The following is a 16,112-nucleotide window of genomic DNA, read 5'->3' as shown; positions in this document are numbered from 1 at the left end:
TTAATTTTTACGGTGTAATTGTCGATTTTAGCCAATAAAAACTGCCGATGATCATGTTATTTTGGTTAATAATTTTGGGGTTGATGACCTACTGGCTACTACAAAGGGGTGTAGCTCAAATTACCCGGACTCCGGTTTGGTTGCTGTGGTTGGTGATGATGACTCCGGCGTTCATTTGGGGGACTTGGATCTGGATCTACGATCAAAAACCCATTCCCGCCGGGTTAGTGATTATTCCCTTTATTGTTTGTCCCTGTTTATATTGGTTTTTAGTGCAGTGGGGTCGTCTCCCTCCACCATCACCGGAATCAGATATCGCCACTGCAACAAAACCGATTCTTCCCCTGGAAAAACCCAGTTTCCCCCGCCCTCTGGATCAACAGGAAGAAGACATTCTTCGCAGTTGTTTTCCTTGGACAGTCTTTCCCTTACATAATATTGAATATCGCTTACAAGCGGTGATTTGTCGGGGTCAGTTACGGTCTAATCCTGATCGGGCTTATCAGACGATTCGAGATAATATTCAGGCTAAATTTAGCGATCGCTTTTTAATTGCTTTTCAACAGGATCTTCAAGATAAACCGTTCTTTGCTTTAGTCCCCAATCCCTATAAAGAAAAGGCTGATAATCCCCTTCAATCTGAACCCTTAACCCGTCCTATTTTGGCTTTCTGTTTATTTTTAATTACCCTATTTACAACCACGGCGGCGGGTGTCGAAATGGCAAATATTCCTCTGGATGCTTGGCAAGATCACCCAGGTTTATTATTAGCAGGATTACCCTATAGTATCGCTTTAATGGGAATTTTAGGAATTCATGTATCGGTTCATTATTTGGCGGTTCGTCGGTATCAAATGCAGACGACTTTACCTTATTTTATCCCAATTCCTTTTTGGTTAGGAACTTTGGGTGCTTTTATTCAAATGCGCTCGCCTTTTCCCCATCGCCAAGCATTATTTGATATTAGTGTTGTTAGAGTTTTAGCTGGATTGATCATGAGCTTACCGCTATTGATTTGGGGGTTAAGTCAGTCAACGGTTGTTCCCTTTGATCCCAAAACTTCAGGATTTCTAAATTTTGAATCTTTGAATCCTAGTTTTTCATTTTTACTAACGGTATTGAGTAAGTTGATATTAGGTGCTGGGTTAACTTCTGAACACGCTATCCATTTACATCCGGTGGCGATCGCGGGATATTTAGGATTAATGATAACAGCATTTAATTTAATCCCCATCGGACAACTAGATGGCGGTCATATTGTTCATGCTATGTTCGGTCAAAAAATCAGTCTAATCATCGGTCAAGTAGCTCGATTTTTAATCTTAATTTTAGCCTTAATTCACAGTGAATTTATCATCTTAGCCCTATTATTATTCTTTTTTCCCTTACAGGACGAACCCGCCTTAAATGATGTCAGTGAACTCAATAATATTCGAGATGTTATTGGGTTATCAACCTTGGGATTATTATTATTATTAATCCTCCCGATGCCTTCGGTTGTTGCTCAATGGTTTAATTATTAAGTAAGTAATGGGTAATGGGGAAGATATAAGCTGTTAAGCATCTTAGAACACTTGAAAAATCAATCACTATTGCCCATTACCTATTTCCCCTTTGAAATATTATCGCAAAAATGCCCGCGAAGCTGGATAATAGAATAGGGATTGAAATTTTGCTTGTCTTTCATTGGCAGGTTCAGGTGCTTCATCCCATAAACTTTCATAGAAAAAGAACGAAAACCCTAAGCCATTTTGACGCGCTGCTTGTATCTTAGCTTGAATTTGTTGCATCCCTATCGGTCGATTTCTTAACCCTGTTAGAATTCCTACTCCGGTCGGAATTTTGCCCCGCGCCTCTTGAATTTCTGGTTTAACTAATTCTCTCACAAAACTTGGTAAATCGGGTCGATAAATCTGCACAATTAACTCATCAACTAGATTTTTTTTCACCCAACTTACCCAGTCTTGAAGATGACTATTATAAGCGGTATGATAGGGATTAGGAGCAACAGAAAAAATCGCTTTGGGATTTTTTGCTTTTACGGTTTTATGCAATTTTTCCACAAATTCTGTAATTTTATTCGCACGCCAACGCACCCAAGCAGGATCTTTTGGGTCTTTCGGGGGGAGTGAATTCGTTTGTTGCTGATACAACTTAACCGTATAGGGATCATAACCAAATTCAATCGGTAAACTCAAATGATCATCAAATTGAATACCATCACCTTGATATTGGGTCATGACTTCTAACACTAAATTAGTAATTAATTGTTGGACTTCTGGATGAAAGGGATTTAACCAAACTACCTCTCCGGCGGCGCCTTCCCAGGTCTGAATTCCATCTTGGCGGCTAGTTAACCACTGGGGATGATTTAAGGCTAATTCCGAAGATGGCGAGGTCATAAATCCAAATTCAAACCAAGGAATTACTAATAACCCTTTTTGATGACTCAAATTAATTAAATCTGCTAAAATATCTTGTCCCTGTAATCCTTTACGAATAAACGGTTGAAACCCTCCTGCTTGAGCTACTCTACTTGGATAAAACACATAACCCGAATTCCAAACCACCGGATAAATTGTATTAAAATTGAGTCGTGCTAGTTGATTAACTGCTTCCTGTAATTTAGCATGATCTCTAACAATATCTGTATCATTTGTTGTCACCCAAACCCCTCTAATTTCTGGAAAGATTTTGGGAGTATTCGCCATACCAGGGTGGGCGGATAACAAAACTATTAATCCCAGACCTAAAATCATCAGAGAAATTGATTTTAGTATTTGTTTTGTGCTTTTTGAAAGACCATATCGCCACGAACTTTTCGCCATGAAACCCAAGTGTATAAGTTTAAAACAGAAATCAGCAATTTAGCAGATAATCCTGTATTTTTAGAATATTTTAGTAATCTACCAAATTTTGCTGACTTTCTAACCTTGAATCTCAATTTCAGAGTAGACTCACGGTTTGAGTCGGAGTAAAGTCGGGAAAAACTCGACCTATCTGCTGAGAATTGAGTTTAAACTGACTCGCTAAAATCTGAGAGATCGCCTCTCTAAAATCCGTTGTCACCTTTAAATCCCGTTGTTCAAATAACTCCGACTTAGCTAAACCCGGCCATTTACCATAAACTTTTCCCCCTTGGATCGCCCCGCCCAAGAGCCACATCACGTTCCCATAGCCGTGATCCGTCCCCCCATTACCATTTTCCTGAACTGTGCGGCCGAATTCCGACATCACCACAATTGTTGTATCCCCATAAACATCCCCCAACCGTTCCACCAGTGCCACTAAACCCTCTGATAAAAAAGCTAAACGATTCGCTAACAGTCCGGTAGATCCCCCCTGACCAACGTGGGTATCCCAGCCCCCCAGATTCATGAATGCCAGTTGAATACTCGGATCTCGCACCAACAAACTACCCAATTGTCGAGCTTCCCCCGCAAATCCCTTGGGTAAGGGTGCTCCTTGGTTGGCGGCTTGCATTTCCGCGTCTAATTCCTTCAGGAGTTGTTCTCGGGCGGTTCTCCCTTCTCGGTAGGCTAAACTGAGGGCATCGTTACTGGCATAAAGTTGGTCAAAGGCGGCTTTAACTTGATCCCCATCAATGGGGAGTTCCCTGGTACTATTGGAATTGAGGGTAATATTGGCGACGGACTGGGAACCGGACAAGATCCGGGGGATCACCATACCCACGCTGACGGCCTCAACGGGAGTTTTTCCGGGCAAAACACCCAATAAACGGTTCATCCAGCCATCAGAGGTTTTCTGAGTATTGGGGGTTCCAGCTTCTATCTGATCTTGGGCTTCAAAGTGGGAACGGTTGGAAATCGGAGAACCGACTGCATGAACAAAGGCTAAATTACTTTGCTTCCAAAGAGGTATTAGGGGGGATAAAGCTGGGTGAACCCCAAAAAAACCATCTAAATCTAACGCCCCTTTTTCGGTTCCGGGTTTGGGAATGGCAATTATCGGACGGGCGGCATAATATCCGGGTTCAGCATAAGGAACTACCACATTTAAACCATCAATTCCACCTCGGAGAAAAACCACAATTAAGCGTTTTGAGCAGGGGGAAGCAGCCAGGCTTTTGGCAATCCATCCGTGAGTGCCTAAAGTTGCGATCGCTGATGTACCTGAAATTCCTACAAATTTTAAAAATTGCCGTCTATCCATTGTGTTAACCTGATTGATAGAACTAAAAATAGGGATACATCTTGTTAACTGAGTCGAGAGAATGATTTAATATTAAGGGTTATTTAGTATTCCTATAGGTTAACATAAAACCGGAAGATTGAGAGGAGAAGTTAAACATGATTTTAAAACGTGGTGAACCTGGGGCTAAGGTTCGAGAAATTCAAGGTCAGTTAGAACAGTTGGGCTATAATATTGGTCGGTTGGGAATGCCTTTTGATCAGAATTTGGAAACTATTATTAAAGCTTTTCAAGAGGAAATGGAATTACCGATTGATGGGGTAATTGGGGAGGCTACTGTCCTGAAAATCAAACAAGCAATAGCGGCGATTAAAAGTTCTAATCCCATTCAATCTGAACCGTCTCCCAGTCCCAATGAATTAGGGGATTTTATTAATGGAAATTGGCAACAATGGCAAGTAATTTCTGCTAAAAAATTAAATGCTCGTAGCGGCCCAGGATTTAATTATAATATTGATACGAGTTTTCCCACGGGTACGGTATTAATCCCCCATCCTGAGTATCGTTATCCGATTAAATTTGATCAAGTCGGTAAACCTTGGTTAGTGGTTTCCTATCAGGGGGGAGCGTTTTTTGTTCGAGCGAATCAACGCTTTATTGAACCCGTTGTTTAATTAAGATTACTAACGTTAATTTTAAATTAAAATAGGGATATTAAAACAATGATTGCTCTTTCTGACCCTAATTATCTAACTCCAGAACAATACCTAGAAATCGAAACTAAAAACACCATCAAACATGAATATATTAAGGGTGAAATCTATGCAATGGCGGGAACAACCGACACCCATATAAAAGAGGCGGAGCCTCCATGAAAGAATTGCAAACGACGGAGAGAAATCACCAAGCTATTGTTTGCAAGTTATTAACTTCTTGAAAATGGGCATCCCGTGTTACTAAAATCAACTGATGTTGTAGTGCAAGGGCAGCAATCCAAATATCATTTTCAGGCAAAGGACGACCTTTAAGTCTTAACCTGTTTTTAATATCGCCATATTTCTGAGCAGTTTCACTATCACATACCAGCACTGTACTGCTGGAAACTAACTGCTCAATTCTGATCAAATTTGCTTGAATTCGTCCTGATTTTCTAGCACCATAATACAATTCGCCAATAGTAATACTGGCAATAAAAACCTCATTGGATTGAGCCAGGTTATTTTTGATTACAGTTTCATCGGCAAAAAGAGCAATAATGATATTAGTATCCAACAAATATCTACCACTCATTAATATCTACCCTTTCACAATCTTGCTCAATAGCTTGACGCATAAATTCAAGGTCATCAAGAGGAATAGAGCCAGCAAAACACAGCAATTTCTGCCCTGTTGTCCCTCGAAGTTCTGTTTTTACTAATGTTCGCGCAAATTCCAGTACCTGCCATTGCAAATCCTCCGGCATGACTTTTAGCTGTTCAACAACTTCATCGATGATAGAAATGTTCATCTTGTGTTCCTCCTTTCTACCATTCTACACTGTTACTTTATGTTCTTATCACCTTAGTTCTCTGACCAACAATATCCTTTTTCTCCTGTTCCATCACCAACCCATTCTAGCGGTCTATCAAATTCTTTTACATAAAAAATGATTCTGCCTCCGTCACCGTCATAGTGTTCCCAACGTTCAATTATTCCTTGTTTATAAGATGAACTGTTTTTATGGTCGTGAAGTGCTAAATAGAGTGCGGTATTAGCCGTTTCTTCCGATACTTTCCAATCCCCACTTTTGAATCGACCGTCTCCTAATTCTTCAATATTAAGCCCATTTCTACAAACAAAATGAATACCTAAGACTTTTCGAGCCATGATTGATATTATCCTTAATTCAAGTATTTATTGGATATCAGAGGACTACTATCGGCAATAATAATCTGATTAATCATCCCGTAATTCGTCAGCAATTTGGTCATCATCTAGGTTGATTACTGGAACTTGTAATCGTCCGATTTCGTACATAAATTGCAGTTTATTCATTCGACAAAATTCGGCGGCTTTTCCGAGAGATAGTCGCCGTAACTCAAATAGCTTTACTGCCAGCAAAAAGAGCAATTCAGCTTCTAAGCTTTCGGGAGATTTACCAGAAGTAACGAGCAAATCATCGGGATAGGGAAGGGACAGATTGGGCATGGTCGTATTGGGATTTAATAACTGTCAATAATCAGCTAAAATGGTCGATATTTTAGGCAGCTTTTCCCGGGTAAATCGTGCGTTCTCCTTTAGGAATAGAAATCCAACCTAATTCCTGTAAACGATTGGTTAAATTAGAAATACTCACCCCCAACTCATCTTTAATGGTATAAAGATGTTGCCAATTAGTTAAATCTCGGCCGACTCGTTTGGCTTCTAAAATCGGGCGAGGCATTAATAAACAACTGGCAAAATATTGGGCTTGCCATTCAATAGATGCTAAATGGGTATCTTCAATAGTAGCTCGACAAACAAAGGGTTCATCTAATAGATTGTCCGCAGTTTCTGACCCTCCAGACTCTAATTGATCATGATTAATATGTAAGACCCAATGACCGATTTCATGGGCAATAGTAGACTCAATAAAGCCCTTGGGTTTCTCTTGAATTTCTTCATTAATTTCGATTAGTCGTTCTGTTGGCAAAATTCGAGCTGCGATCGCTCCCTGCTCATCGGGTTGAATGCAATCCCAAACCACCCCTAAATCCAGGAAATCTGCCACCAAAGAAGCCTCAAACGGCCACTCTGGGGCAAAATTGGGTGTGGCTTGCATCCGTCGCAAAATCTCATTTGCCCGCCGCTCAATCGACTCTCGACGATAAAAGCGATAGGGTTTCAGGATACTCACTTATTCAACCTCCCGCGCTGCCTCAAAGATTTGCTGGGCAAAGTTTGGATTTTCTTGCATTCGGCGGAATAGTGCCGTCATACTCTTATTATTTTCTTTGAGAAATGTCTCATAATGCTGAGGTATTCGCCCCGCCAAAAAGATTAATTCCTCCTCATCTAAACCCAAATTTCTTGCTAAACCCCTAATTACATCTTCTTTAGGAGAGTAGTCTGCGCGGTCATTCTCTAGCTTGGATAAATAGGTGAAATCCACTTCCAGCAATGCCGCTAACTGACGCTGTGAGTAGAATTTCTCTTTCCGCGCTTGGCGAATTAGATTTCCAAAGGTTTGTTCCATAGTACATTCCTCCCGATTCCGATAATACTCTGGTTTGAATAAAATTTCAACCCACTACCACCAGTCTACTCCTTACGAGTCACCAAGGGGTAGAGATGGGGAAATCGGGATCAAAAAAATTTTTCCTCTGGGACTTGACGATTACATCAACATTGGCTAAGATAGGGGAAGTTGAATAAAAGTTCAATACCCAAAAGCCACAAACCGCTTTTGTCGTAAAGGTCTAATGATTCAACCTGAATTGAGTGATTAAAACACCCGATTAATTAGGGATTGAGGTTTTAGTAAAAAAACCAAAATCCATACCGGAGGAAAATGCCATGCTCAGAACTTGGACAGATACTCACTACAAATTAGAAGACGAGGATTGGCTTTATATTGCCATCCATGAAGAACAAAGTTCTGCATCCTTAGTCTGTCCAGGTTATGCCAGGGATGGGGAAGGATTTAGTATTCATTTTACCACCGCCCATACCCATTTGTTAGAGCATTTGTTAGGAGTTTTAAACCTTCTCAAAGCTCAACAACAGCCTTTATATACCTATCCCGAACCGGAAAAACAATCCCATTTAATTCGATAGGATATTTTCCAAATTAATTAAAATTTAGGCGAGAAAATTGAGATCCTTCTCAACTCGCCTTGATAGGGAAAATTAGTGCAAAAATTCTGAATTATTAAGGAAAAGAAAATGACTAAAACCTTAGAAAGAGCGACGTTTACTGTCTTTGGTGCAAAACCGAAAGAAGCCCTATTAGTGCCTGAAATTCCAATTGCTGTTCGCAATAATTGTCAGTCGGGACAGTGGACAATTGGAGACACGGATTATGGTTCTAAATGTTCCATGACTATCTTGAAATTTAGCAAATTTTTTGGCAGTTTAGGACAAACAGAACACACTTTATGGGGACAAATTTGGTGGGTTGCTGAATCGGGAGAATTACCGAAAGGTGTCGTCATGGTCACTTATTTAAAATCTCGGGGATTAAGTGATTTCAACCGTTTAGTGGCTTCGGTTCAAGCCCGAGGGGTGGAACCTGCAACGGGAATTTTTATCCCTGAATTCAGCAAACATTCCGGCCAGAAACCTGATGAAAATGGAGTTGTAAAACCCATTAATTATTATAGTTTAAAATGGTCTTGGCAGGAACGCACGGATTGGTCGATTGTCGAACAAGCGGCGGCGGTTTTATCCGATCCGAGTAATTTATCACGGATGATTGACTTAGAAGGAACTCGAAAAATGGTCTGTTTAGATAATTTACCTCCCCATGAAATTGCCTGTTTAATGGCGGCTTATGCGAAAGGAGAGGAACATTCTAAATTAATGTTAAATTCCGTGCAAGAGGTAGCATTACCTCCGGCTGTAGATGCCGTTTCTGTGTAAGTTATTGAGGGCGGGTGAATATCTGGATATTTTCCCGCCTCCTATTTTTTTGTTCTAGGAAAATATGAAAAAAATAATTCACTTGAAACCTGGTGATTCACTTGAACATCAATTTATTCAAACCGGAGAATTAACCTATCAAGTTCGTCAAGATACGATGCACGATTTGGAAAATATCGGTGAAGATATTAAGCATTTATCTTTAGTAATTCAATCGGTTCAGCGCAATTATCAGGCGTTGTTAGACCAAAATCAACACCTGCAAAGTTTATTGCTAAACTCAGTTAAAAATTGCTATTGTTGGGAAGGAAATCGTTGTCAGAATTGTCAAAAGATTCTACAAGCGATCGCTAAAAATCCCACCCATCTTGATCCAGTACCGACTGAAAAATATCAAGATATTGTTACTCAACTACGAAAACAAAATTAACCTTTAACGGGATATCTACTCATTCTTGTTAGTCTAGCTGATGTTGTAAATGGAGAAACTGATCATGACCCATTCCCCTTTTGTCCCCACTAGCAAAACCCAACTTTTAGCCGCCTTTCAACAAATTTTAGCTGAACAAAAACGCATCGAGTCAAAAGTTGCCACCAAGGAACAGGAAGCGGAGCAAGAAAAGGGCAAACAAATTTTAGAAACTGCGGCAACTTATACCGTCGATAGTATTGTTAAAGGGTTGGCGGATTTACAATTAGATTTTGGCTCTATTATCCTAGAATTAACGGAAAAATTACGAACGGAATCAACAAAATTAGAGGAATTAAACCGAGGAATTGAGGTCGAAAATCAGCACTTTAAGCAAATTCATAAAATTCGGATTGTGGCTGATGCTTTACATATTTTAACCCAAGAACATCAGGAAAAATTAAGTTTATTAGAACAGAATGCCACCCTGGGTCAAGAAGTTTTACAAAAAGATATTACTACAAAACGCAAAATCTGGGAAAAAGAACAGCAGGAATTTGATACTACGGTTGAGGAAGAAACCGAACGTTTAACCCGCAATCGTGAACAAGGGGAAGCTGATTATAATTATGAGTTAGAAAGAACTCGAAGAATTGAAACGGATGAATATGAAGATGTCAGACGTAAATTAGAACGGGACTTATTAGAATTAAACGAAGAAAAAGATAAAAATTGGACAGAAAGAGAACAAATTATAACGGGAAATCAGGCTGAATTTGAAGCAAATCAACAGCAAGTTTCCGGCTATGAAGATCAACTGAAACGAACCCATGATCAGGCGAAGGAAGAAGCGATTCAAGAAGCCACAAGAGAAGCAAAAGTTAAATCAGATTTATTGGCTAAAGAATGGGAATCTAATAAACAGGGTTATGAGTTACAAGTTCAATCTTTGGAGCAAACCATTCAACGACAAAATGAACAAATCACTCAAATTACTACTCAGTTACAAGAAACATTAAAACAAGCTCAAGATTTAGCAATGCGGGCTTTTTCGAGTTCAAATAGTTCTAATAGTGGGACGAAATAAACCCTAGAATTTAGCTGATTTTAGTTCTTACCCGTACCTCAAATAAAGGAAAATAAAATGACTAAAAAAGTAAGCGATCGCAATACTAAAGCCGAACTATTAGAAGCCTATCAAGAGTTAGCTCAAGAAAAAAATGATTTAGAAACCCAGATTAAACAACTGAGTTCTACCCCCAAAGAAGTTAAACCTATTAGTGAAGAAAAGACTAAACCCATGACCCCTACACCCGTTGTCCAAAAACCTAAAATGCAGCAAACTATTGATCATTTATTGCTATTACAAACTGGGTTTGGGAGTGCGATCAATGAATTATCAGAACAACTAACCTCTGAAGCGATAAAACTGGGAGAATTGCGTCAAAATGTGACCCAGGAATTGCAACAATTGGCAGAATTACATGATTTAGAAACCGTTGAAGATGATACCTTAGACACTTTAGTTCAACGCTATGAAACCAGTGCAAAAACCTTTGATCAGGAGTTAAGTCTACGACGAGAAACCTTAGAACAGGAATTTCAAGAACAGCAAAAAGCATGGCAAAAAGAACAGGAAGAATATCAACGGACAATTAAGGAACGCAATGAAACTTATAAGAAATCGCGATCGCGGGATCAAGAAACCTACAATTATAACTTAGAATTACAACGAAATATTGATAGCGATACCTATTCCCAAACCCAGAAAACCCTGTATAAACAGCTTGAAGATTTACAAAAAGAACAGGAAAAACAATGGTCAGAACGAGAAAAAACCATTGCTGAACGAGAAAAACTTTATGCAGAAGTTAAAGCAAAAGTAGCAGAATTTCCTCAAAAGTTGGAAGATAATATCAAACGGGGGAAAGACCTGGGAAGGAATATTGGCAATTATCAAGCTAAAATTAAATCAGATTTACTGGCAAAAGAAGTAGAAGGTCAGAAACAATATTATGAATTGCGGGTTAAGTCCTTAATAGAAACCATCCAAAGTCAAGATACTCGTCTACAAACCCTATCAAAACAATTGGATTCTGCCTTAAAACAGGTTCAAGATTTAGCAGTAAAAGCTATAGAAGGAGCTTCTAATGTGAGTTCGTTCCAAGCGGTAAAAGAAATTGCTTTAGAACAGGCTAAAAACCCCAATAAGGGCAAATAGGCAATCTTGCTATGGGGAGAAAGTCTGAATTTGATTGAGTTTGACTAACGGAGGAATTTATTATTGGCATTTTTGAGCAATTTTTGATACTCTAGGATGAAAATATCTTTGTCAATCTTAGTCAGGATACCGATTGCTATGAAATCTCAACAGATGATTACCTTTTTTTCTGAAATTGTCACCCAAAAACCCGAACTATTTTCGGCAGAAGTTTTAAATGATTTAACTCGATTAGAAATGGTTTTGGATAACTCCGAGACGGAATCGGATTCTGATCGAATTGAATCTATATCGGAAGCTATTATTGAGTTTTGTGATGTCAACCCTCAAATCAATTCTAAATTAACAGAAATTGCCTCGGAACCTGAACTTAATGCGGCTGAAAACTTGGAGGAAAATCAAATTCAAATCTTAAGTGATTCTGTTAAAAAAGTTTTAGATTCACACTTTTTGAACCGCTCCAATGTTTAAATGTATCGCAGTTATATGTAAGGGTAATTCATGAATTTACCCCTACATATAATTCATTCACGAGGTGTGCAAAAAGCACAACAACGGGCAAAAACATAAAAAATAACGCGAGATTTGCCGATCCCGCGTTACCCGAGTTTAATTGAACAGCTAACCGCTAAAAACTAGACCGCTGCTGCAACTTTTTCGTTAGCCCCGACTAAGCGCTCGTAGGTCGCTCGCATTTTCAGACCAACTAACACCTGGAATAATCCGCTACCATTATTGGAACCGGGATACTCTTGGCGTTCACGGAGGAGATGGGTCATTTCTCCATAGTATTTCGTAGACAAATTGCTTAAGTGTCCTTCGACGTAGATCATTTCATCGAGGTTATCGAATTGACCATCAACTTCGAGGATAGACACTTCGTTTCCGTAGTAGTTATCGGGGCCATAATACATTTTCAGACCCGGATAGGAACAGGTCAGTTTACGTCCGCAAGGTGTCCAGTAAATGGTTGATCCTTGATCAAATAAGTAGGCGGGTTCGAGTCCTTCCACACCTTCTTTCTGTACCAAACGCACTCGCAGGACTTTATGTTCCTTGTCTTCAGCAATCAGGTTCGTGGGCAGAATTTGAATCACCACATCAGCATATTGCTTTTGAGGGTCAATATAGGCTTCAAAATCGGGACGGCGAGCATTAATTGCCGCCAAAACATCTTCATAACGATGTCCCCGTTCCGCCATGTCGCGCTGAATTTTCCAGGAAATTTTAACTTCGTCGCTGATATCCAAATAAACACTAAAATCAAGCAGCGATCGCACCCGTTCGTCATATAACGGATGTAACCCTTCAATCACAATAATATGATTGGGATCGATCCGTTCGGGGGGATCTAACTCGCCAGTTTCATGATTATAAATGGGTTTATCAACGGATATACCATTTTTAAGAGCGTTAACTTGCTGATACATTAAATCGAAATTATTAGCTCTAGGATCAAGAGCAGTAATTCCGGTTTCTTTGCGTTGCTTACGATCTAAACAATGGTAGTCATCTAAACAGATAACCGTCACAAAATCTTTTCCAAAGATGTCTGTTATCCGACGTAAAAATGTTGATTTTCCGCACCCAGAATCTCCAGCAACACCAATTAAAACCACGCGATTCGGCTTATTTCCCATCTTCCTCTACCCTAAAAGAAACTGTTGACAACTTAGATCATTGAATTTAGAGCATTAAAACCTTGACCAATGCCAGAACCGTCGAGTCTTCACCTGATCCGAAGGTGGAGTAAACCTCAACTTTGTGGTAGTGAACAGACTCCCAACTGACAGAAGGCCTTGCACTTAGGCAAGCTAAGTATTTAATACTAACTTTTGTTTCTGATTTTACCAGAAGGGGATCATCCCTACAAGCATTAATTTCAATATATGGCAATCCTATTTGAGTTATATCCAAAATTTAGGATCAAAAGGGAACACCGGAACGGGCGACACCACAACACCGCAACACCGCAACAAAAGATAATCAACGGCGTGTTACAGATTCGGGGAAGGAGGGGGTTATGTGAAATCCCAGTAGTATTATTATACAATAAAAGTTATGGCTTGTTTCAGGAAAATATTATGGCATCTTTACCGACGGAATTGCGGAAATGGTACGGGCTTCAAAACAGAGAAGAAAAGGATTGGATACCAAATTAAAATATATTAGAACAATTGGGTCAGAAATTGTGCTATATCCAGTCAACTGATTAATGATTTTAAGAGGATAAAACATGAGTTGTGTTAGAAAAAATTTATCGTTATCAAAAATAAATTTATCTTATTTAGAATGGAATTCTGTTATTGAAAGTTCCTCGGATACCAATATTTTGTTATTACATGGGTTAGCAGATCAGGCATTAGTCTGGAAAAAATTAGGGGAAAAATTAAGCGATCACTATCATATTATAGCACCTGATATGCGCGGACATGGGGAAAGTAGTAAACCCGACCACGGCTATACTTTCACCGAAGTTATTGAAGATTTAGCAGCCTTAATGGAGCATCTAAACTGGTCAAAAGCCCATATTTTAGGGCATTCTTGGACAGGGAAACTGGCAGCAATTTGGGCAAAACAAAATCCTGAACGGTTTAATAGTCTGATCTTAGTTGATCCAATTTTTATTATGAAACTTCCGGGTTTGTTTAAATTAACTCTACCAATTCTATATCGTCAGTTAGATTGCTTAAAATTAATGGGGCCATTTACCAGTTTTGAACAGGCGGAAAATCTGGCTAAACAATTAGCTCAATTTTCGGGATGGAGTGATTTACAACAGGAATTATTTATATCGGGAATGGAACAAAAACCCGATGGAAGTTGGGGAAGTAAATTTGGAAGTGCTGCTAGAAATGAAATTTTTGAACAGGTGATGGAAGTTCCTGGGTTAACCGAAAATATTGATATTCCTACATTATTAATTCAACCGGAAAAAGGTGTAAATCGTATGGACTGGCAATTAAAACCCTATAAACAGTATTTAACTCGATTAGAAATTCAGCGTGTGGCGGGAAATCATTGGTCATTTCTAGTCGAAGCTGAACATTTTAATCAAACGGTTGAAAGGTTTTTAAATAATCAAATTGTGGTAAAATGACAATAATAAAAATAGAGGTAAAATTATGGATTTAGAAATTATTGCCCATAGGGGTTTTTCGGTGATGGCACCTGAAAATACTCTGGTCGCGTTTAATGCTGCGTTGCAACAGGGGGCAAATTCCCTAGAATTTGATTTACAAATTTCTGCGGATGGAATTCCGGTTATTTTTCATGATCAAGAGTTAAACCGAATCACCGGAGTATTGGGTAAAGTTTCTGAAAAAACCGTTGCGCAATTAAAAGAATTAGATGCGGGTGGGTGGTTTGCAGAAAGATTTGCGGGGGAAAGTATTCCGACCTTAGAAGATGCGATCGCAACCTTTCAAGCGGTTAAAGATTTTTTATATTTTGATGTTAAACCCGATCATCAATGGTCAGATCAGGAAATCCAACAGTTAGGAGAATTATTAATTCAAAATAACCTCCTAAAAAAATCTATTATGACTTCCTTTAATCAAGGATTTTTAGACCAAATTCGGAATTATTGTCCCGAAATCACCTTGGGATATTTTTTAATTGATTTTAAGGAATTTGAACAACAATTACAAACAGCAATTAATCAGGGAAATGCTATTTTAACCGTAGATTATCCTGTGATTTTAGAACATCCCGAAATAATTACCCAGAGTCGAAATCAGGGGGTAGATATTGTGGCTTGGACGGTGGATGATTTAGAGGATTTTAAAAAGTTAGTTAATCTGGGGGTAAAACGGATTATTACTAATTCATTAATTGGGAATCTTGAAATCAATCAACATAAAACCTAAATTCCAGTTACCACTTCCCAAAAATGGGTTTTAAAAGTTTTTAAATCAACAGTAATTTGCATTTCCTTTCCCCAAGTATAGACCTTGAAATTAATCAAGTTACTGTTTTGATTAATCTCTATTTCACCTAATAATGCCACCCAATGATTAGGATAGGAAAAAACGGGCGGTTGATTTAGGAGTAAACCAGAATCATTAATTAAAGCAAAGGCAACACCACCGGATTGAATCATCTGATTTGCCGTTTCAATGGCTTCTAAATCTCCAAATAAGTAAGCATTTCTATAATTAACGGTTTGATAGCCTAAAATTTCTTTAATCCATCCTGCAATTTCCCAAGGTTTAGTCATTCCAGCTAAATTTCTTAAGAGTTGAGGGGAATTCGGATCAACAGGAAAAATCATATTTTCCGACTCTCTGAGGGTAGATAATACCATCCAATCTACTTGCGGAATTTGTAAATTTAAGGGACTTTCTTGTAACCATTGAGGCGGAGAAATCCAGCGATTGGTTTGGGTATGAAATCCTCCAATTTGAAACAGATTTCGACAAAGTTGAATATAAGCTAGAGGATTTTTTCTAATCAGTTCAAAAATAATTGCAGCCGGGCCACAAAAGGGTTGAGTGCCTTGATTAATATTAAACGGATTAACCAGACGCGATCGCAATTCCGTAATAATTTGTTGTTGATCTAATCCCGTCCAAACTCCAGAAATTTTTGAATCTTCAAACTCAGTAATTGCTATTTCTGCTCGTCTTAAAATATCAGAATTTGCTGTCATATTTTATATAGCAAGAGGCAATAGGGAATAGGCAATGGGCAATAGGTAAATACTTACTGTGAGCAGCTTTTAGCTTTCAA

Annotated in this window: 21 protein-coding genes; 11 read left to right on the top strand and 10 right to left on the bottom strand. The window is 38.8% G+C overall.

Annotated features, from left to right (window positions below):
• The first annotated feature begins 47 nt into the window (after nucleotides 1-47).
• Complete coding sequence (locus PL11201_RS14300) at nucleotides 48-1,523, top strand: site-2 protease family protein (protein ID WP_079679639.1); 1,476 nt, start codon at nucleotides 48-50, stop codon at nucleotides 1,521-1,523.
• A 99-nt stretch (nucleotides 1,524-1,622) separates the two neighbouring features.
• Here the strand turns inward: PL11201_RS14300 and PL11201_RS14295 are convergent, their stop codons facing one another.
• The gene (locus PL11201_RS14295; RefSeq protein ID WP_234996704.1) at nucleotides 1,623-2,759 is read right to left on the bottom strand and encodes a glycoside hydrolase family 10-like protein; all 1,137 of its coding nucleotides are present in this window, start codon (nucleotides 2,757-2,759) and stop codon (nucleotides 1,623-1,625) included.
• A 187-nt stretch (nucleotides 2,760-2,946) separates the two neighbouring features.
• Entirely contained in the window at nucleotides 2,947-4,173 is a 1,227-nt protein-coding gene (locus PL11201_RS14290) for a DUF1501 domain-containing protein (RefSeq protein ID WP_079679637.1), read from the bottom strand.
• A gap of 137 nt (nucleotides 4,174-4,310) precedes the next feature.
• Here PL11201_RS14290 and PL11201_RS14285 point away from each other — a divergent pair, with 137 nt between their 5' ends.
• Both PL11201_RS14285 and PL11201_RS26075 read left to right on the top strand, forming a co-directional pair.
• Nucleotides 4,311-4,826 (top strand): peptidoglycan-binding protein, encoded by a 516-nt coding sequence (locus PL11201_RS14285; RefSeq protein WP_079679636.1) that lies wholly within the window; start codon nucleotides 4,311-4,313, stop codon nucleotides 4,824-4,826.
• A 48-nt stretch (nucleotides 4,827-4,874) separates the two neighbouring features.
• On the top strand, nucleotides 4,875-5,027 hold the full coding sequence (locus PL11201_RS26075; RefSeq protein ID WP_234996703.1) for a Uma2 family endonuclease: 153 nt from the start codon (nucleotides 4,875-4,877) through the stop codon (nucleotides 5,025-5,027).
• A 25-nt stretch (nucleotides 5,028-5,052) separates the two neighbouring features.
• Here the strand turns inward: PL11201_RS26075 and PL11201_RS14280 are convergent, their stop codons facing one another.
• From PL11201_RS14280 to PL11201_RS14255, 6 genes are all read right to left on the bottom strand, one after another.
• A complete protein-coding gene (locus PL11201_RS14280) occupies nucleotides 5,053-5,442 on the bottom strand; it encodes a type II toxin-antitoxin system VapC family toxin (protein WP_079679635.1) in 390 nt (129 codons plus the stop codon).
• Complete coding sequence (locus PL11201_RS14275; protein WP_079679634.1) at nucleotides 5,432-5,659, bottom strand: hypothetical protein; 228 nt, start codon at nucleotides 5,657-5,659, stop codon at nucleotides 5,432-5,434. The genes PL11201_RS14280 and PL11201_RS14275 overlap by 11 nt, the downstream gene beginning before the upstream one ends.
• 53 nt (nucleotides 5,660-5,712) lie before the next feature.
• On the bottom strand, nucleotides 5,713-6,018 hold the full coding sequence (locus PL11201_RS14270) for a hypothetical protein (protein ID WP_079679633.1): 306 nt from the start codon (nucleotides 6,016-6,018) through the stop codon (nucleotides 5,713-5,715).
• A gap of 69 nt (nucleotides 6,019-6,087) precedes the next feature.
• Complete coding sequence (locus PL11201_RS14265) at nucleotides 6,088-6,339, bottom strand: UPF0175 family protein (protein WP_079679632.1); 252 nt, start codon at nucleotides 6,337-6,339, stop codon at nucleotides 6,088-6,090.
• 52 nt (nucleotides 6,340-6,391) lie between these two features.
• The gene (locus PL11201_RS14260) at nucleotides 6,392-7,027 is read right to left on the bottom strand and encodes an ImmA/IrrE family metallo-endopeptidase (protein WP_079679631.1); all 636 of its coding nucleotides are present in this window, start codon (nucleotides 7,025-7,027) and stop codon (nucleotides 6,392-6,394) included.
• Nucleotides 7,028-7,366 carry a helix-turn-helix domain-containing protein gene (locus tag PL11201_RS14255; RefSeq protein ID WP_079679630.1) on the bottom strand — a complete coding sequence of 113 codons (339 nt, stop codon included), beginning with the start codon at nucleotides 7,364-7,366 and terminating at the stop codon, nucleotides 7,028-7,030.
• Nucleotides 7,367-7,686: 320 nt separating this feature from the next.
• Here PL11201_RS14255 and PL11201_RS14250 point away from each other — a divergent pair, with 320 nt between their 5' ends.
• From PL11201_RS14250 to PL11201_RS14225, 6 genes are all read left to right on the top strand, one after another.
• Nucleotides 7,687-7,947, top strand: a complete 261-nt coding sequence (locus tag PL11201_RS14250; protein WP_079679629.1) for a hypothetical protein — start codon at nucleotides 7,687-7,689, stop codon at nucleotides 7,945-7,947.
• 108 nt (nucleotides 7,948-8,055) lie between these two features.
• Nucleotides 8,056-8,751 carry a hypothetical protein gene (locus PL11201_RS14245; protein ID WP_079679628.1) on the top strand — a complete coding sequence of 232 codons (696 nt, stop codon included), beginning with the start codon at nucleotides 8,056-8,058 and terminating at the stop codon, nucleotides 8,749-8,751.
• 64 nt (nucleotides 8,752-8,815) lie between these two features.
• Nucleotides 8,816-9,181, top strand: a complete 366-nt coding sequence (locus PL11201_RS14240; protein WP_079679627.1) for a hypothetical protein — start codon at nucleotides 8,816-8,818, stop codon at nucleotides 9,179-9,181.
• A 64-nt stretch (nucleotides 9,182-9,245) separates the two neighbouring features.
• The gene (locus PL11201_RS14235; RefSeq protein ID WP_079679626.1) at nucleotides 9,246-10,247 is read left to right on the top strand and encodes a coiled-coil domain-containing protein; all 1,002 of its coding nucleotides are present in this window, start codon (nucleotides 9,246-9,248) and stop codon (nucleotides 10,245-10,247) included.
• Nucleotides 10,248-10,304: 57 nt separating this feature from the next.
• A complete protein-coding gene (locus tag PL11201_RS14230; protein WP_079679625.1) occupies nucleotides 10,305-11,381 on the top strand; it encodes a coiled-coil domain-containing protein in 1,077 nt (358 codons plus the stop codon).
• A gap of 138 nt (nucleotides 11,382-11,519) precedes the next feature.
• Nucleotides 11,520-11,852: a hypothetical protein gene (locus tag PL11201_RS14225; RefSeq protein ID WP_079679624.1), complete on the top strand. Its 333-nt coding sequence runs from the start codon at nucleotides 11,520-11,522 to the stop codon at nucleotides 11,850-11,852.
• Nucleotides 11,853-12,016: 164 nt separating this feature from the next.
• Here the strand turns inward: PL11201_RS14225 and PL11201_RS14220 are convergent, their stop codons facing one another.
• A complete protein-coding gene (locus tag PL11201_RS14220) occupies nucleotides 12,017-13,021 on the bottom strand; it encodes a phosphoribulokinase (RefSeq protein WP_079679623.1) in 1,005 nt (334 codons plus the stop codon).
• Between the two features lie 596 nt (nucleotides 13,022-13,617).
• Here PL11201_RS14220 and PL11201_RS14210 point away from each other — a divergent pair.
• Together PL11201_RS14210 and PL11201_RS14205 are read left to right on the top strand one after the other, a co-directional pair.
• On the top strand, nucleotides 13,618-14,481 hold the full coding sequence (locus PL11201_RS14210) for an alpha/beta fold hydrolase (protein ID WP_079679621.1): 864 nt from the start codon (nucleotides 13,618-13,620) through the stop codon (nucleotides 14,479-14,481).
• Between the two features lie 25 nt (nucleotides 14,482-14,506).
• Entirely contained in the window at nucleotides 14,507-15,250 is a 744-nt protein-coding gene (locus tag PL11201_RS14205; protein WP_079679620.1) for a glycerophosphodiester phosphodiesterase, read from the top strand.
• Here PL11201_RS14205 and PL11201_RS14200 read toward each other — a convergent pair.
• Complete coding sequence (locus tag PL11201_RS14200) at nucleotides 15,247-16,032, bottom strand: hypothetical protein (protein ID WP_079679619.1); 786 nt, start codon at nucleotides 16,030-16,032, stop codon at nucleotides 15,247-15,249. The two genes, PL11201_RS14205 and PL11201_RS14200, sit on opposite strands and share 4 nt — an antisense overlap.
• Between the last annotated feature and the right edge of the window lie 80 nt (nucleotides 16,033-16,112).

It is taken from the genome of Planktothrix sp. PCC 11201 (assembly GCF_900009135.1).
Taxonomy (GTDB): domain Bacteria; phylum Cyanobacteriota; class Cyanobacteriia; order Cyanobacteriales; family Microcoleaceae; genus Planktothrix.
Note: the sequence above shows the minus strand (reverse complement) of the source record. Positions and strands in the feature narration are given on the sequence as shown.

Excerpts from the sequence above, each read along its gene's own strand:
- PL11201_RS14300 (WP_079679639.1), top strand. The coding sequence starts at position 48 with ATGATCATGTTATTTTGGTTAATAATTTTGGGGTTGATGACCTACTGG.
- PL11201_RS14295 (WP_234996704.1), bottom strand. The coding sequence starts at position 2,759 with ATGATTTTAGGTCTGGGATTAATAGTTTTGTTATCCGCCCACCCTGGT.
- PL11201_RS14290 (WP_079679637.1), bottom strand. The coding sequence starts at position 4,173 with ATGGATAGACGGCAATTTTTAAAATTTGTAGGAATTTCAGGTACATCA.
- PL11201_RS14285 (WP_079679636.1), top strand. The coding sequence starts at position 4,311 with ATGATTTTAAAACGTGGTGAACCTGGGGCTAAGGTTCGAGAAATTCAA.
- PL11201_RS26075 (WP_234996703.1), top strand. The coding sequence starts at position 4,875 with ATGATTGCTCTTTCTGACCCTAATTATCTAACTCCAGAACAATACCTA.
- PL11201_RS14280 (WP_079679635.1), bottom strand. The coding sequence starts at position 5,442 with ATGAGTGGTAGATATTTGTTGGATACTAATATCATTATTGCTCTTTTT.
- PL11201_RS14275 (WP_079679634.1), bottom strand. The coding sequence starts at position 5,659 with ATGAACATTTCTATCATCGATGAAGTTGTTGAACAGCTAAAAGTCATG.
- PL11201_RS14270 (WP_079679633.1), bottom strand. The coding sequence starts at position 6,018 with ATGGCTCGAAAAGTCTTAGGTATTCATTTTGTTTGTAGAAATGGGCTT.
- PL11201_RS14265 (WP_079679632.1), bottom strand. The coding sequence starts at position 6,339 with ATGCCCAATCTGTCCCTTCCCTATCCCGATGATTTGCTCGTTACTTCT.
- PL11201_RS14255 (WP_079679630.1), bottom strand. The coding sequence starts at position 7,366 with ATGGAACAAACCTTTGGAAATCTAATTCGCCAAGCGCGGAAAGAGAAA.
- PL11201_RS14250 (WP_079679629.1), top strand. The coding sequence starts at position 7,687 with ATGCTCAGAACTTGGACAGATACTCACTACAAATTAGAAGACGAGGAT.
- PL11201_RS14245 (WP_079679628.1), top strand. The coding sequence starts at position 8,056 with ATGACTAAAACCTTAGAAAGAGCGACGTTTACTGTCTTTGGTGCAAAA.
- PL11201_RS14240 (WP_079679627.1), top strand. The coding sequence starts at position 8,816 with ATGAAAAAAATAATTCACTTGAAACCTGGTGATTCACTTGAACATCAA.
- PL11201_RS14235 (WP_079679626.1), top strand. The coding sequence starts at position 9,246 with ATGACCCATTCCCCTTTTGTCCCCACTAGCAAAACCCAACTTTTAGCC.
- PL11201_RS14230 (WP_079679625.1), top strand. The coding sequence starts at position 10,305 with ATGACTAAAAAAGTAAGCGATCGCAATACTAAAGCCGAACTATTAGAA.
- PL11201_RS14225 (WP_079679624.1), top strand. The coding sequence starts at position 11,520 with ATGAAATCTCAACAGATGATTACCTTTTTTTCTGAAATTGTCACCCAA.
- PL11201_RS14220 (WP_079679623.1), bottom strand. The coding sequence starts at position 13,021 with ATGGGAAATAAGCCGAATCGCGTGGTTTTAATTGGTGTTGCTGGAGAT.
- PL11201_RS14210 (WP_079679621.1), top strand. The coding sequence starts at position 13,618 with ATGAGTTGTGTTAGAAAAAATTTATCGTTATCAAAAATAAATTTATCT.
- PL11201_RS14205 (WP_079679620.1), top strand. The coding sequence starts at position 14,507 with ATGGATTTAGAAATTATTGCCCATAGGGGTTTTTCGGTGATGGCACCT.
- PL11201_RS14200 (WP_079679619.1), bottom strand. The coding sequence starts at position 16,032 with ATGACAGCAAATTCTGATATTTTAAGACGAGCAGAAATAGCAATTACT.